This is a genomic window from Mesotoga infera (genome assembly GCF_900157305.1).
Lineage (GTDB): Bacteria > Thermotogota > Thermotogae > Petrotogales > Kosmotogaceae > Mesotoga > Mesotoga infera.
The window spans coordinates 2062971-2078787 of the sequence record NZ_LS974202.1; the positions used below are offsets into that span (position 1 = coordinate 2062971).

The window sequence follows — 15817 nt, forward strand, 5'->3', positions numbered from 1 at the left end:
TTTGATTTCCTGAAAAGATGATACCACAATGCGATCTTTAGCGACCGGGAGGCAGATCGAGTTATCGAATTGTTGAATTGAGGTGACCTTTGTCTTTATCATTTAACGAAGTCATCCTTTACGGCATAGCCACGTCCGATCCTGTCTCTACAGAGTACGGCGGTTTTTTCAATCTAGGGGTAAAGAGATTCTCAAAAGCCGGGGAGATTCTGGATACATTCGAGGTTCGTTTCTCGAAGAAGAGCACCGGAAGGGTGGTCACGGAAATATACGCCGGAAGTGCCCTCCTCATGAAAGGCGCACTGAGAATTTCTAAAAGGGGCCACCACATAGACCTTGAAGATTTCGTCGTTACTACCGGCTTTTTCGACAGAGATCTGGGTATAGAGATACCCAGAGTGGTCAACAAACTCGGAAGAGACTACTTCTGAAAAGTTTCGTAGAAGCTCTTTCTAAGATCGGAAAACAACTGCTTGTCGACCTTCATCTGCAGGTCTAAAAATTCGATATACAGGTACTCCTTCTCCAGTCTGTCGGTTATTTTCAAGAACTCGAGGTTCGGAAAATAACCCTCCCTTCTTTTCAGTGAAAGATATATGTGCATGAGGTTGGGGAGATACCCGCCACCGCCGAGGAGGCCGAGCATCCTCATTCTTGATTCCGAGGGGAGTATTTTATAAACGCTTCTATCAGAATGGGTTTCGACTTCCCAGCTGAAATTTGATTGTTCCATGAGACCTCTGAAAAACTGTCCCAGCAGGTTTTCTATCAATCCCGTTTCATAACTCCAGCGGTACTGCTTCCATGGAACCCCATCGACGATACTGAAGATCACTTCTTCTCTCATAAGATATACGAAAGCTATTTCGCTCAGTTCTTCGGGCTCGAGAAACTCAATGTACAGATCTTCGCCTCCACTGAGCATGAAGCGGGCACCGACGAGAATGTCGCGATAACTCGAGCCGTCGCCGTCGGAATCGATGATGTGAAACTCCATCTTAACGCGTGCGTCTATGTCACCGCTTTCAACTATCTCTCTTATGAAAAGTGTCAGATCGTTGTATTCTTCAGTCGAAAAAGCGTACAGAGAAATTATTACAAAGAGAAAAACCAGAATTCGCTTCAATCGCTTTCACCTCGGCACATTATAACATGCCAATCGAGAGTAAAAATGATAAGATCATAATGAGGTGATACTTTGAAAGTTGCCTTTCCGGTGCAGATGAGAAGAATAGACGAACTGATCATCGAAAGAGGGATCCCCTCTGTACTTCTAATGGAAAATGCTTCGAGGAGCGTACTTGAGGAAGTTCTGAAATACCCCACGGTCAAAGAGATTGCGATACTTTGCGGTGGAGGTAACAACGGTGGGGACGGTTACGCGATAGGGAGGTTGCTGTTGAACGCCGGAAAGACTGTATCTGTAATCGAGTGCTATCACCCTTCCACGCCGGACGCGATCTTCAACGCTTCACTCTTTGTCTCTTTTGGAGGAGGGATACATGCTTGCGAAGAGAGTACGGTCGAAAGCCTCCTTTCACGCGCCGATATGGTAATAGACTCCATATTCGGTACGGGTTTTCATGGAGAGTTGCAGGGTAGAGTCGCCGAGCTTGTAGAGTACATAAACGGACTGAAATCCGTGAAATTGGCAGTTGACATCCCCTCTGGAGTTTCCGGTTTCGATGGAAGCGTTAGAGGAATTGCTTTCAGGGCCGATAAAACTGTGACTTTCGGGGCCGGGAAGGTAGGTCATTACCTCTACCCCGGGCGTGATTACTGCGGCGAGGTGGTTGTGAGAAGCGAGGGTTTCTCCAGAGAGATTCTGGATAGACAACTCGATTCGTCGGTCATAGATGAGGAACTGGTTCTGGAACTCCTCCCGGAACGTCACGCCGACAGCCATAAGGGTACATATGGAGCGGTGTTGATCGTTGGCGGAAGCGAAATCTACACTGGAGCACCCTTTCTGAGCGCGCTCGGTGCACTGAGGTCCGGCTGCGGCCTGACCTACACCTACACTCCCCCAGAAGCGGCTGCTGTGATACGGAGCAACCTTCCCGAGGTAATTGCAATCGTTGGCAAGGGGCCGCACATATTCCGCGACGATCTGGACACGATAGTCGAAATCGCGAAGAAGGCAGATTCTATCGTTATAGGTCCGGGAATAGGAAGAAATGAAGAAACGGCGGAAACCGTTCTGGAGTTGCTGAAGGTCTTCTCGAAAAGCAGCATGGTTCTGGATGCCGATGGCCTGTACGCTCTCTCTAAAGATTTGACCGTACTGTCGCGCACGGAGGATATCCTCCTGACCCCACACCCCGGCGAGTTCAGACGCCTGTGCGGTGAGACCGATCTAAAATCTCTGATGGATTTCTGCGAGAACTTCCATTGTAGAGTTATCTTGAAGGGTTCGAGTTCCGTTTTATGCAACCCTTATGGAAAGTTGAGCATAAACATCACCGGTACGACAGGCCTCGCGAAAGGCGGCAGCGGCGATCTTTTGAGCGGTACGATCGGAAGTTTTGCGGCTCAGACCGGAGATCTCGAAAGAGCCGGAATTCTTGGAATGTATTTCATGGGGAAAGCGGCGGAATTGAGCGATGAATCTGACGCGTCGAATACCGCTTCCAGTATCGGGAAAGAATACTCCCGGGTATTTTCCTGTCTGGTTGAAGGAGCAAGGGGAGAGAAACATGGAATTGGGACATGAAGTATCTCAGAAGCTCGAACAGAGACAAGGCTTATCCTTAAGATCTCAGCAGGCTCTGAGGTTATTGCAGCTGAACTCTCAAGAAATAAACGCGGAGCTAGAGGAGATAGTGCAGGCCAATCCTCTACTCGAGATCAAGAGAGACGATTACGACCTCATCGAAGACGGTGAGGATAAAGAAAAAAGAAACGAAGATGAAGAGAACGCCGAAGATGGAGATCTCTACTCTCAGCCGATACAGTACTCGGTTTACATGAGAGAAGAGAGTTCGGATAGGGAAGGCTGGGACTTCGACAGGTTAGAGCCACAACAACCTACTTTCAGAGAGATACTCAAGGATTTCGCTTACTACATTCTCGATGATAGACAGTACAGTCTTTTCGAAACGCTTCTGGATAACATGGACGACCACGGTCTACTCAGCAGGGATCTCGAAGCGATAGCGAAGGAGGTTGCATGTAGTCTGGAGGAACTCGACTCGATTATAGAGGCGCTCAGGGAGAGCGGCTTCGATGGTGTCTTTGCCAGGAACAGGGAAGAACTTGACGACCTTATGGACAGTGGTTTTTTCCCTTCCTCGGGCTACAGCGATGGAGCTTTTGTTCGTTACGTCGAACCAGATCTTTACATCGAATTCTTCGACGAGAAATTCATGGTAACCGTCAGAGACTGTTCGTTGATTCTCAATATCGAGGACTCTTACAGAGAGATCCTTGAAAACGGCCAGAAGGACGCCAGAGATTATCTGGAAAACAAACTAGAAGAGGCCCAGTTCTTTATCAGCGCTCTAGAGAGGAGAAAGACGACGCTTCTGGCCATAGGAAACGAAATAGTCATGAGAAATGCTGTCTTTCTCCTCAACCGGGGAGATAAGATAAGACCTCTAAAGATGAACGAAATTGCTGATAAACTCGGCGTTGTGGTGTCAACCGTAAGCCGAGCCGTGAAGGGTAAATTCATTCAGACTCCCGTAGGCACTTTTCCTTTGAGGTATTTCTTTGGAAACCTCCAGGAAAAGGAACAAGCTCTGGAGATCATAGCGGAGATCGTAAAAAATAACGAAGAGATATCAGATTCACGGCTGGTGAGTGAGTTAAACAACAGGGGAATATCGATCGCCAGGCGCACTGTCAACAAGTACCGTAACCTTTTAGGTCTCGGAAAGGATAGCCAGTCTTGAAGGCCGGGCTCTTTTTGGGCGGTCAGTACCCTTCCTCGAATGACTATTACTCGAGGAGGATTTCGAAGATGGATGTGATAGTTGCCGCCGATTCTGGCGCCGAAAAACTCCGCGAACTCGAAAGACCGCCGGAGATACTGGTGGGAGATATGGATTCGATATCTCCCGCAACTCTCGAATGGTGCAGGAAAAGTGGTACCCAGATTCTGATCTTTCCGCCGGAGAAGGATGATACTGACACGACGCTGGCCATAAAGATCCTTTACGAAAGGGGCGCGCTCGAAGTTGATATCTTCGGCGCATCGGGAAGGCGCGAGGACCACTTCCTGGCGACGCTCTTCTCTATCTACGGCGCCGATGCTAACATGAAACTCCTCATAACCGAGGAGAACTTCCAGGCCGGTCTCATAAGGAGTGATTCCCGCACTATCATGGAAGCTATCGAGGGCGAAACCTGGTCTTTTTTACCTTTTGGCAGTGGCCTTCCGGTTGTGACTCTGGAAGGGTTCAAGTATCCTCTGGAGGGGCAAACTCTTGATTACACCAGACCTCTCGGGGTTTCAAATGTGGCCACGGGATCTCTGGTGAAAGTAATGTGCAGAGGAGGTGCACTTCTTTATTTCAGATGGTTGAAAGAGTTCTGATACTATCCGATACACACGGGGCTTTTGAAAGAACAAAAACGCTCATAGATTGCTTCGGTCCTTTCGAAATGATCCTCCACTGCGGAGATTATCTCTACCACGGTCCACGCAACTCCATTCCCGCCGATTACGACCCCATTTCTCTTTCAACGCTCTTCAAAGATATGGGGTATAGACTCGTGGGAGTCAAAGGGAATTGTGATAGTGAAATAGATCTGACCTTGATCGGCAAAGACAGACTGCCGGACTCGAGAGTTGTGCACATAAACGGGCTCGAGATTTACCTATTCCATGGGCACAGAAATGAGAATCCTCCCTTCGAAAGGGGACTGGTGATCAGCGGCCACACGCATTTGCGTGGACTGATGAGGAAAGGCTTCTTGTTTTTGCTAAATCCGGGAAGTCCTTCACTTCCAAAGGACGAATCTACTGGTTCTTTCGGTACAATCGACTTCAAAAAAAGAGAGATCTCAATTTTCAACCTTACCGGTGTCAAATCGGCAGGCGAAACTTTCTGACTCACCCATACAGCTTTGGAAAAACATGTTACAGAAGCCATGATATAATAAGTATCTGGGTGAGGTATTATGTTGTTGAAATGGCATGGACATTCATGTTTTTCTGTGGTTTCCAGAGAGAGGACTCTACTGATAGATCCCTTCGATGAGGGGGTCGGTTATCCGCTGCCGGCGGTAAAGCCGTCCATAATAGTTGAATCCCATCAGCACCACGATCACAATTCTCACGACAGATATGCAGGCGAGTACGTTCTGATTAACAGAACCGGTAAAACACAGGCCCATGGATTCTCTATCGAGGGTTATCCCACCTTTCACGATGAATTCGGCGGGAAAAAGCGTGGGCCTAACATCGTATTTGAGATAATCACTCCCGACGGCTTCAGGATAGTTCACTGTGGTGATCTCGGTCACAGACTCACCGAGGAGCTTTCGAGCAGGCTCGAGGGGCCGGATGTTTTACTGATTCCGGTTGGTGGTGTCTATACGATCGATGCGGCCGTCGCAAGAGAGATAACAAGGAGGATCGGGCCCTCGTTCGTGGTTCCCATGCATTACAAAACGAAAGCCCTGAGGTTCGAACTGGGTTCTGTGGATCCATTCATCGCCGGTGAACCTTTCGAAAGCTTGAAGGAACTCAGGCTGGAAACCAAGAGTTCCGTTGGTACAAAGATCGTTGTTCTAAGTTACAGCTGATCGAAGGTGAAGCATGGACGAAAAGAAGTTGATGTCTCTCCTGGGAATCGGTAGAAAGGCAAACAAGGTTGTGTTTGGCAAGGATCAATTGAGAAGTTACTTGAGGCAGCCGGTTAAAAACAAAATACTTTTTCTGGCGAGCGACACCAGCGCTTCTATAAAAGAAGGCTGGATTTCAAGATGCAAAAGCCACGGTGCCAGGTGCGTCCTCCTCAAAGAACACGACCGTATCGCTCTGGGAAAAGCCATCGGAAAGAACAACATATCGGCGGTAGCGATATCCGACGGTGGCTTAGCAGAGGAGATTTCAAAGATGATGACGCAGGCGGGAGGTGACTGAGCTTATGCCAAAGGCCAGAGTGTATGAGCTTGCTAAAAGATTAAATATATCGGCAAGAGAACTGCTGGATGAGCTGGAAGAGCTCGGTGTTACTGTTAAGAACCATATGTCGGTTCTCGACGATGAAACTGTGAATATCATAGTGGGCCTCTATGAAGAAGAGAAAAAAGAAACGGTGAGAAAGAACGAAAAGGCCAAGAGTAAGGTTCAGGAAAAGGAAGTTAAAAAACTTGAGAAGAAGCTCGTTTCCAAGGAGGAGACGCCCCAGGAAAAAAAGGCTCCTATCCAGCAGGAGGCCAGAACGATAAAACTAAAAAGCAATGAATTCAAACTCGACATACTGGCCAAGAAAATGAATATCCCGATTTCGAAGATAATCAAAGACCAATTCATGAAAGGGATAATCCTGAGACCGGGGCAGATACTTTCCATGGAAGACACGAGAAACATTGCATCTCAGTACGGATGGGAAATAGAGCTCATTCAGGAAGATGAAATTAATCCCTTTGAGAGGCTAGTAGAATCTTACCAGAACGCCTACAGGGAAGGAACAAGGCTTGTTCAGAGACCTCCTGTGGTAACTGTTATGGGTCATGTTGACCATGGAAAGACAACATTGCTCGACAGGATAAGGAAGGCAAAGGTCGCAGAAGGCGAGATCGGGGGTATAACACAGTCTATAGGTGCGTACCAGGTAGAAATCAGGGGAAAGAAGATAACCTTCATCGATACACCCGGTCACGAGGCCTTTACTGAGATGAGGGCGCGAGGCGCCCAGGCCACGGACATAGTGGTACTGGTAGTGGCAGCGGACGATGGCGTCATGCCTCAGACTATCGAAGCCTACAATCACGCGAAGACCGCCAACGTTCCAATAATCGTCGCCATTAATAAAATAGACAAGCCCAACGCAAACATAGATCTCACGAAGCAACAACTGGCTTCGAAACTTGGCCTAGTTCCGGAAGACTGGGGCGGTGACACCGTCACTGTTCCCGTATCTGCCAAAACCGGAAAAGGTGTCGAAGACGTTCTCGAGATGATTCTGCTGGTCTCCGAGGTGGCCGATATAAAGTGCATACCTCAGGGTCACGCGCGTGGAATAATCATCGACTCAAAACTTGACAAAGCCATGGGTCCTCTGGCTACGCTGGTCGTCAAAGATGGAGTTCTAAAGGTAGGAGACTACGTAGTCGCCGGTAGTTCGGCCGGAAGGGTGAAGGCGCTGATAAACGAAAACGGCAAGCGGATTAAAGAGGCACATCCTTCCGATCCCGTACAGATCATCGGTTTCGATGAAGTACCGGATGTTCACAGTATCGTCTATGTTGTGGACGATCTCGATACATCCAGGGCTCTTTCTCAGTACAGCAAGGGACAACTGCAGAAGGAGAAGTCGGTAACTAACAGACGCCACGTTCGACTGGAGGAGTTCCTTTCTATGACCGGCGAGTCGAATGAGAAGAAGGATCTAAAACTCATACTCAAGGCCGATTCTTTTGGCGCCGTTGAGGCTTTAAAACAGGCCATGTCGAAATTGGAAAACACCGATGTGCGGATAGAAGTGGTGCATTCGGGAATAGGTTCGATTAATTCTAGCGATGTTATGCTTGCGTCGGCTTCCGATGCTGTAATAATGGGGTTCAAGGTCAAACCCGACGCTCAAGCCCGTCATCAGGCCGATGTGGAAGGCGTTCAAATAAAGGTTTACGATATCATATTCAACCTTATCGATGATCTGAAGAAAGCGCTAGAAGGTTTGCTGGAACCTGAAGAGGTTGAAGAAGTGACCGGTCGGGGACATGTGAAAAAGATCTTTAAAATAAGCAAGGTCGGTACGATCGCCGGTGTTCAATTGATCGAGGGACACGTCCTTAAAAAGGGGAAGATGCGCGTTTATAGAAACAACGAAGAAATTGCCGATGTAGATATAGAGTTTCTAAAACATTACAAAGACGATGCTAGCAGGGTGGATGCTCCCAAAGAGTGTGGAATAAAAGCCGTCGGGTTCGACGAATTCGAAGAAGGAGATCAGCTGGAGTTCCACACCAAAAAGAGCGTTAGGAGAACCATTGATTTCAACGAATAGTGTGTCTTGAATTTTGAACTTAATGAGGGCCCTTTTCCTGTACGGAGAGGGCTCTTTTCCTTTTCTTCTTTGAAGTCTCGATCCTGTCCAGCAGAAGGTGCAGATAGTATCCGGTAGTCCCTGCCAACGAGAGGAAACCTATCTCCGTATAAGAAAAGTTGCCGGTAGAAACTCCCGACCTGGGGAGCAGAAGAGCCAGAACAACAGCGCCGTAGAGAAGTCCGGCCCAGAAGGTGTGAAAGAAGCCCCTGTGGCTCAGTAAATCAAGTATCTTCGAAGTCACGATTCCGCAAATTATCGCCATAGAAAAAGAAATAGTCACTGCGACAGGAAGAGAGTAGATCCATGAAAGAAGAACGGGTTGAAGCTTAGGCGATATAAGCGAAGAATATATAATCGATGAAACTACTCCGGCTATCATGACCTCCAGAGTACGTTTAATAAGTGCCTGTTTCGAATCGATATCCGGCAGATCGCTCCCCAGAATGTAGAGAAGATAACCTGTCCCGATTATTCGGCTATCGACGATCATTGGAAGTTTGGAAATCTCTATGATCAACATTGCAGCGAGCATATATATAGGATAGGAAAAGAGTCCCCACGTAATATGTGTTTTGAAATCGGGCATCTCAGACCTCCCCGAACTTCTCACCGCTGCTGGAGACATCGACGAAAAAGAGAACATCCTTGAGGGATACGCTGAGACCACATTCGATTTCTTCTGGAATCTCTCGATTGGTATCGACTGGCAAGAGAAACTTTCTGTTACACAACGAAAAGTTTACCCTTGAAAAACGCCTGTAGATTTCGCACATCTCTTTATCGCTTATATCCAGACCAGCCGTCGCCGTAACGCCGGACATAAAAAGGTATTCGAGATCGTCGGGGCCTATATCTGCTGGTTCTTGTCTCAAACCGTTTTCAGTAGGTTTACAGAAGAAGAGTATCTCTCTGGAAAGGTTCAACAGTGGCGTTCCTTCGAGTTTTTCGTACATTCTATATTTATCTATCGTATCTTCGTTGGCAAGAAGCACCCGACCGCTGTACTGTATAAGATCTCCAGCCTTGAGCTGTCTTATGTTTTTTATGGATATCGGGTAAAACATCTTCAATGTTTGTCTGGCCATCTCAATCTCCACATTTCTTAAGGGGAAATTCGTTTTCGATCTGATCTATCATACTTGTAAGGGTTCTTTCAACACAGCCGCAATAAAACTCGTACAGATGCGGCAAAGCTGGCAGGATCTCCCTCGCCTTCACCAGATCGATCTCGAAAACCGTTGCGACAGGTCGATCTATTCGCATATCCGGAGTTACACTGGCACTCCTGAGAACGCTGTATTTTTTAGTAACCTCGGATCTAAAAAGCCTCGAAAGCTCCATGACCACGGATTTATCGACGTTTCTTTCGGATTTTGGAAGGCCGAAAGCGATCTTTAAAACGTTCTGAACCGGAAAGATGAAGACCTCTCCGGAGGGAAATTCCAGCCATTTCCTGTAGTTCTTTATGCAGATATCTATAAGTTCTCCATCAACAACCTCCGGAAGCCGGAAATACTCCTTTCCCCTCAGAGAGTCTTTCAGGATCTCCCTCTTCAGAAGTCTCTCATTTCCATAGTACGAAAGGAAGTAGAGCTTTAAGGGAGTCTGAAAAATCGCTCTCTGGAAGGTCAATTCTGTATCACCAAAGAAATCCATGAAAGCTTCCCTCAACTCTTCGGCCTCTTCCTTTCCAAATCTGTAGAGGGCACTGGCGGTTTCGAAGGGAGAGGAATTTGAAAGTCCGCAGAAGCCCCTGCCCTCGCTATCTACAAAAATCGATAAAACCGGGAAATCTCTCCTCGACGGTTGAACTACCAGAGTCATGAAATGTCCAAAGGCATTGTCGAGCTTGTCGGAATGCTTGTCAACAAGGCTTCCGATCTCCATGAACCTTCCGCTGATGCTGTTGTAAACTCTCTCAAGTCTGTTTCTATAACTCTGCGGTCCTGCGTAGTAAATCAACTAAGGAACACCACCGATGATTTGCCGTAAATAGATCTGGCCTCCGAAACGAAATCTGGGTTGTGGCTCTTTGAAAGTACGAATAGTACCCTCCTGGTGACCGATGGGAGATCAGTGTAACCGTCGGTGAAGATAATCAAACCTTCCGGTCTCAGGTTTTCCTGTGAGTAATCTATGGCCGGTTGAAGATCGGTCTCTCCCCGGCCAACTAGTTTGAGGTCTCTCCACATACCTTTGCTATATTTCATCACACTCTGGACGGTCTCATCGACCTGTACCAGCCAGATTCTAGAATCGGTGATTCGAGCTACCGCATCTATTTCGCCGAAGAAAGCGTTGAATTCATCTTCTATGACACTACCGCTGGTATCGACAACTACAACCAGCTTGGCCGCGTAATCGCTTTTCCAGCCCGGTTGATCGTCGTAACGTCTGTTCGGTCTCATGGGAGTTCTGTATCTGCCCACGTAGGTAGATGAACCGAAAAACCTTCGTATCATGTTCCTCCAGTCGAGCACGGGATTGTCGAGCACCAGTTTCATGACCTCTTCCAGACCTTCTGGCATCCCGGTCCTCGCCTTTTCAAGCGTCTCTGAGATGACCTGCTTCAAAAGATCTTCGATGAATTCTTTAGGCAGTTCGAAGCTGCCAAAGTCTTCATGAGAATCCACCCTGGAGAGACTGCTCTCGAGAAGTTCAAGGTCGATGGATCTTTTTTTCCCCATAAAGTCCAGCGCCCACGAATGGTAGAACTCGGCCGTCTCACCCGGGTAAGCCATGGGTGGACCGACGAAGAACCTCTCGTTGTCGGTGCCACACCCCTCTGAGAGCAGAGAATCCAAAGGAAGACTGAAGGCGTCCAGCTCAGGTATATACTGATTCACCGCAGCGTCCATAGAGAGATCCCAGACGACTTTCTCTCTGGATTTGTTCACGGGAATCAGAATATGTCCATTCACTATGTGAAGACATTCGTGTTTCAACAGTGCCTTTGTAAAGACCATAGGTTTGTTGCCCAAAACGTCTGGATTGTAGAGAAGCTGAAATCTCCCCCTGGATGTCACGCGCAACCTGACGGTTCTTGTGGCCGAGGAAGGTATTCTATCAACGAAAAGGAGCAGGAAATTGTAGAATGGGCTATCCTTGCCCAGTTCAAAAACTGCGCGCTCCATCAGTTCTTCATTTTTCACTCTCATGGCTCCCCTGTAGGAATTTCATGACATCGTGATCCATCGCGAGCTCTTCGAGCAGGTTTTCGAAGAGGGCACGCTTCAGACCTTTTTCTCCTTCTATCTGGTGTACCAGATGCCTGATTATCGAGAAGAAAGAGTCTCTAGGGATCACTCTTCCTATTTCGAGAAGATTTCCCGCAATCTTCGGAACCATCTGGAAGTACTCCTGAACCTGCATTTCATCGAGTTCCGAAAGATGTCTGGTTATTCTCATGACTGAGGCGCTGATTCCGGATATGTCACTCTGGGAAATTCTCTTCAAAATAATATCGTCCAGTTCCACGAGCAGGGTTCTGGGAGATGGAAGGAGCTGGTTCCCCTGAATCTTGCTCATGAAAGTTCTTGCGGCTTCCGGTCCGACGATCCCAGCGGCTAACACGTAGCCGTACTTCTCTATCTCATCGACCTGGAGTATACCGAAGACCCTTCCAAGTTTGTACCAGCTTCTCGGACTTGGTCTGAGTTCCAGTCTCATCGAGACAATCGTGTCCCTGGAAAGGAACTCGGGATACTCTCCGATGAATCTGGTGACACAATCGGGAACGTTCTGTTGTTTTGACCATTTCAGCCATTCTTCGGGATCGGGAGTCAGCTCTATATGAAAGAATCTAGACATGAAGGCAGGATCGGTTATGAGTTCAACCTGGTCATACTCCTCGTCTGGCGGGTTGGCAGCCGCGATGATCCAGCTACCCTCTGGAAGAAAATGGTTATGTATTCGCTTGTCTATGAGAAGCTGCATTATGGCGTTCCTTATTGATCTGTGGGCCCTGTTTACCTCGTCGATCATAAGTATCACGTTTCCATCGGTCGGCCACCAGTCCGGTCTCAAAAACAGTGTCCGTTCACCGTCTCTGGAAGGCATCCCTATTAGATCTCCCGGTTCCATTTGGGAGATTACAAGTATCACCAGTCTCCTACCGGTTTCTTCGGCTATTTCTCTGGCTAGGTCGGTCTTGCCGACTCCGAAATGACCCCAAAGGAGCGGTATTTCTCCGGCTTCCATGATCTTCCTGCTAAGATACTTAACGTCTTGAGCTTTCAACAATATCCCTCCAAAAACCTCATTCAGACAAAATTATAGCACAGCGATTTTAACGATGCCCAGATGATGCCAGCCCACAAAAGAAAAGGGATTGCCATTCCGAAGATCCAGTTCCAAGGGTTGGCTGCCGGCAAGTTCAAAAAACCCAGAAACGCGGCTATGCTACCGGTAGTGTACATTGCCAGGGGAAGCGTCGTGAAGACAGGCAAAAGGGTAGAGAGAACGAACGATATCAAAGCGCCGGCAAGTGTAAGAGCCTTGAAAACGTTGCCCGTATCTCTGGTCCCGAAGCTTTTTTCAAGATAACCGCCCAACAGTGACAGCGAAAATATCGTGGGGAGCATGAAGAGGAGAAAAGTGAACATGAAGTCCCTGTAAACCGAGGCCTTCGATACCACATAAAGCCCAACCAGGAATACGATGAGCGAGTAAAGAAATGTGACTATCGAAGCCTTCGAAATAACAGTACCTAACCTTTTTACAGGGAAGAGAAGACCATTATCGCCCAACTGTCTTTCGAAGGCGAAAAGTGCCGTTGAAGTGACGGTGGAATAGTTGCTAAACAGGAAGACGATCAATCCCAATAATTGAAGTATTCCGAAACTTCTCAAAAGTGTGGGGTTGGCCATGACGACAACAGGTACGAAAAGTGAGGGATAAAGAAAGGCGAAAGTGAGCTTTGGCTCTCTAATCAGAAGGAGAAAATCCTTTTTCAAGATGCCGGAGAAAGAATGCGATCGACCACGTCCCTCTTTTCTAAAGTTTTTTATAGAACCTGTTGGTCGAGTCGTAAGCTTTTGAATAACTCCGGGATATAAAAAGATTTCGAGAAATTCAAGGATCATGATTATCGCAAGAGAATAAAGTAGGAACAGAACCACGTCGTCGGTCTTCCCCAAAATTGAATTAACAAAGGGTGTCCAGGGCAAATAAGGGGCCGTAATAACTCCCTGAAGTGTGCCGAACTGCTCTGCCACATGGTCGGGTCTGGCGAGATCTATGGCCGAGAAGTCCATGAAACGCAGCGTAAAAATAAATGCGAAAAGCGTTACCATAGTCATTATCGAGGAGAGGACTTTGAGGAACCTTCCCCTGGAGAGAAAGACTACCGCGAAAGATATCACACTTGTAATACACAGGATATCTACAACGAAAATGATGAGCAAAACCAATGCCAGCCAGAATCTAAACCCGGAAACTCCCAGTCCACTCAGGGTCGCCAAAAAGACTGGCACAAATAGCAAAATCGGTAACCCGCCGGTGGTAAGGACTTCGGAAAGCTGCACTTTGGCTATGGTCGATTTTTTGACGGGCATCTGTATGAGTAGTTTTACCCTGTCGGAAAAGAAAAGATTCGAAATAACGACGGGTAGATCGCTACCAAGAAGAATCGAGAAGATGATCGCGGAGAAAAAAGTTATGACGATCATTTTCAAATCTATGCCGGTCAATTCCCTCAACTGATCGGACAGCCCGGCAATCCTAGAAAAGTTGGGAATAAAGTACTCCCGCATATAGAAGATGAGCGGAACACTGAACATAATCAAAAAGATAATTGCCAGGGAGGAGATGAGTATAGTTTTCCTTCCCTGGCGGGTGACCAGCCTGGCGGCTTCTTTACTTCTCCATTTAACTATGATAAAGAAATCTCTCATGACTATATTCTGCCATAAAAAAAGGGAGGGCAATGCCCTCCCTTTTTTGTGAATATCGCTTTTCTATTTTCTCCTATCAGTACTCCGGCATCTGTGGCACCGGTGCCTGAGGCTTTTCTTCAGGCTTTTCCGTCAACGCGGCTTCCGTGGTCAGAAGGATACCGGCGATCGAAGCTGCGTTCTGAAGTGCGCTTCTGGTAACCTTTGCGGGATCGATTATACCGACCTTGAACATATCTGTATAAACGTCGTTGAGAGCGTCGTAACCGAATGCCGGGTCATCGTTGTTGAGAATCTTGTCCACGACTACCGCACCGTCGAGTCCGGCGTTTTCCACTATTTGTTTCATCGGTGTGTCGAGAGCTTTGAGGACTACTTTGATGCCGACTTTGATATCCGGGTTATCCGTGCTGTCGAGAAGCTCCTGGAGTCCCTTCTTGGCCCTTGCCAGAACGACACCTCCTCCGGCAACGATTCCTTCTTCAACGGCTGCCCTGGTTGCGGAGAGAGCATCTTCGATTCTGTGCTTCTTCTCTTTCAATTCGGTCTCTGTGGCCGCTCCGACCTTTATAACTGCAACTCCACCAGAGAGTTTTGCGAGCCTCTCTTGAAGGGTTTCCTTTTCGTATTCGGAAGTAGTTTGCTCGATCTGAGCCTTTATCTGTCCGATTCTCTGCTTTATCTTATCGGCATCGCCCTTACCGTCAACGATTATAGTGTCGTCCTTCTTAACCTTTACCATGCCGGCGCTTCCGAGGTCATTGATGGTAGCGTTTTCAAGAGTTAAACCGACTTCCTCGCTGATCACTGTACCGCCAGTGAGCGTCGCTATATCCTGCAACATTGCCTTTCTCCTGTCTCCGAAACCGGGAGCCTTCACTGCAACGGAGTCAAGAGTTCCTCTCAGTTTGTTGAGAACGAGAGTAGAGAGCGCTTCGCCTTCTATGTCTTCGGCAATTATTACCAGAGGCTTTCCGGCCTGTGCAACTTTTTCCAGCATCGGTACTATCGGCTTGACCGCAGAGAGTTTCTTATCGGTTATAAGAATGAGAGGTTCCTTGATGATGGCTTCCATCTTCTCGGGGTCGGAAACGAAGTAGGGAGAGATATAGCCTCTGTCGAACTGCATGCCTTCTACGAATTCGACGTAAGTTTCCAGCGTTTTGGAATCCTCGACCGTTATGACTCCATCCTGTCCGACCTTGTCCATGGCTTCGGCAATAAGTTCGCCTATCTCCGTGTCGTTGGCCGAGATTGCCGCGACCGAAGCAATGTCCTCCCTGGAGGAGATCTTCTTGGAAAGGGATCTGATATATGCCACCGCTTTTTCAGTTGCCTTCTGGATACCTTTTTTGAGAAGAATCGGGTTGGCGCCAGCTGTAACGTTCTTAAGACCTTCCTTTATCATTGCCTGAGCCAAAACCGTTGCTGTCGTGGTACCGTCACCGGCTATATCGTTGGTCTTGGAAGCCACTTCTTTGACTAGCTGAGCACCGAGATTTTCGAACTTATCTTCGAGCTCGATTTCTTTCGCGATGGAGACTCCATCGTTGGTTATCGTGGGAGAACCCCAGCTCTTTTCGAGAACCACATTTCTACCCTTAGGACCGATAGTTATCTTTACCGCCTCGGCTACTGCGTCTACTCCTCTTTCAAGAGCCCGGCGAGCATCTTCACTGTATTTTAGTATCTTAGCCATAC

The 15817-nt window shown here is 47.8% G+C and carries 16 protein-coding genes; 8 read left to right on the forward strand and 8 right to left on the reverse strand.

What is annotated here, in order from left to right; all coding sequences use genetic code 11:
- Positions 1-89 precede the first annotated feature (89 nt).
- Entirely contained in the window at positions 90-431 is a 342-nt protein-coding gene (locus MESINF_RS09355; RefSeq protein ID WP_169699571.1) for a hypothetical protein, read from the forward strand.
- Here MESINF_RS09355 and MESINF_RS09360 read toward each other — a convergent pair.
- Positions 422-1126, reverse strand: a complete 705-nt coding sequence (locus tag MESINF_RS09360) for a hypothetical protein (protein ID WP_169699572.1) — start codon at positions 1124-1126, stop codon at positions 422-424. The two genes, MESINF_RS09355 and MESINF_RS09360, sit on opposite strands and share 10 nt — an antisense overlap.
- Positions 1127-1198: 72 nt before the next feature.
- Here MESINF_RS09360 and MESINF_RS09365 point away from each other — a divergent pair, with 72 nt between their 5' ends.
- From MESINF_RS09365 to infB, 7 genes are all read left to right on the forward strand, one after another.
- On the forward strand, positions 1199-2713 hold the full coding sequence (locus MESINF_RS09365; RefSeq protein ID WP_169699573.1) for an NAD(P)H-hydrate dehydratase: 1515 nt from the start codon (positions 1199-1201) through the stop codon (positions 2711-2713).
- A 64-nt stretch (positions 2714-2777) separates the two neighbouring features.
- Complete coding sequence (locus MESINF_RS09370; RefSeq protein WP_231936704.1) at positions 2778-3893, forward strand: RNA polymerase factor sigma-54; 1116 nt, start codon at positions 2778-2780, stop codon at positions 3891-3893.
- 68 nt (positions 3894-3961) lie between these two features.
- Complete coding sequence (locus tag MESINF_RS09375) at positions 3962-4537, forward strand: thiamine diphosphokinase (RefSeq protein WP_231936705.1); 576 nt, start codon at positions 3962-3964, stop codon at positions 4535-4537.
- The gene (yfcE, locus tag MESINF_RS09380) at positions 4519-5055 is read left to right on the forward strand and encodes a phosphodiesterase (RefSeq protein WP_169699577.1); all 537 of its coding nucleotides are present in this window, start codon (positions 4519-4521) and stop codon (positions 5053-5055) included. Before MESINF_RS09375 ends, yfcE begins: the two co-directional genes overlap by 19 nt.
- Before the next feature lie 69 nt (positions 5056-5124).
- Entirely contained in the window at positions 5125-5751 is a 627-nt protein-coding gene (locus MESINF_RS09385; RefSeq protein WP_169699578.1) for an MBL fold metallo-hydrolase, read from the forward strand.
- Between the two features lie 13 nt (positions 5752-5764).
- Entirely contained in the window at positions 5765-6091 is a 327-nt protein-coding gene (locus MESINF_RS09390; protein ID WP_169699580.1) for a L7Ae/L30e/S12e/Gadd45 family ribosomal protein, read from the forward strand.
- Between the two features lie 4 nt (positions 6092-6095).
- Positions 6096-8180 carry a translation initiation factor IF-2 gene (gene infB, locus MESINF_RS09395; RefSeq protein ID WP_169699581.1) on the forward strand — a complete coding sequence of 695 codons (2085 nt, stop codon included), beginning with the start codon at positions 6096-6098 and terminating at the stop codon, positions 8178-8180.
- Between the two features lie 19 nt (positions 8181-8199).
- Here infB and MESINF_RS09400 read toward each other — a convergent pair whose 3' ends face one another.
- From MESINF_RS09400 to groL, 7 genes are all read right to left on the reverse strand, one after another.
- A complete protein-coding gene (locus MESINF_RS09400) occupies positions 8200-8808 on the reverse strand; it encodes a metal-dependent hydrolase (RefSeq protein WP_231936706.1) in 609 nt (202 codons plus the stop codon).
- A 1-nt stretch (position 8809) separates the two neighbouring features.
- Positions 8810-9307, reverse strand: a complete 498-nt coding sequence (locus MESINF_RS09405; RefSeq protein ID WP_169699583.1) for a hypothetical protein — start codon at positions 9305-9307, stop codon at positions 8810-8812.
- A gap of 1 nt (position 9308) precedes the next feature.
- Positions 9309-10184, reverse strand: coding sequence for a DUF4895 domain-containing protein (locus MESINF_RS09410; RefSeq protein ID WP_169699584.1), 876 nt, complete (start codon positions 10182-10184; stop codon positions 9309-9311).
- Positions 10181-11380: a vWA domain-containing protein gene (locus MESINF_RS09415; protein ID WP_231936707.1), complete on the reverse strand. Its 1200-nt coding sequence runs from the start codon at positions 11378-11380 to the stop codon at positions 10181-10183. Before MESINF_RS09415 ends, MESINF_RS09410 begins: the two co-directional genes overlap by 4 nt.
- The gene (locus MESINF_RS09420) at positions 11364-12461 is read right to left on the reverse strand and encodes an AAA family ATPase (RefSeq protein WP_169699585.1); all 1098 of its coding nucleotides are present in this window, start codon (positions 12459-12461) and stop codon (positions 11364-11366) included. The genes MESINF_RS09415 and MESINF_RS09420 overlap by 17 nt, the downstream gene beginning before the upstream one ends.
- Before the next feature lie 23 nt (positions 12462-12484).
- Positions 12485-14116: a hypothetical protein gene (locus MESINF_RS09425; RefSeq protein WP_169699586.1), complete on the reverse strand. Its 1632-nt coding sequence runs from the start codon at positions 14114-14116 to the stop codon at positions 12485-12487.
- A 76-nt stretch (positions 14117-14192) separates the two neighbouring features.
- Positions 14193-15815 (reverse strand): chaperonin GroEL, encoded by a 1623-nt coding sequence (groL, locus tag MESINF_RS09430; protein ID WP_169699587.1) that lies wholly within the window; start codon positions 15813-15815, stop codon positions 14193-14195.
- Positions 15816-15817: the final 2 nt, after the last annotated feature.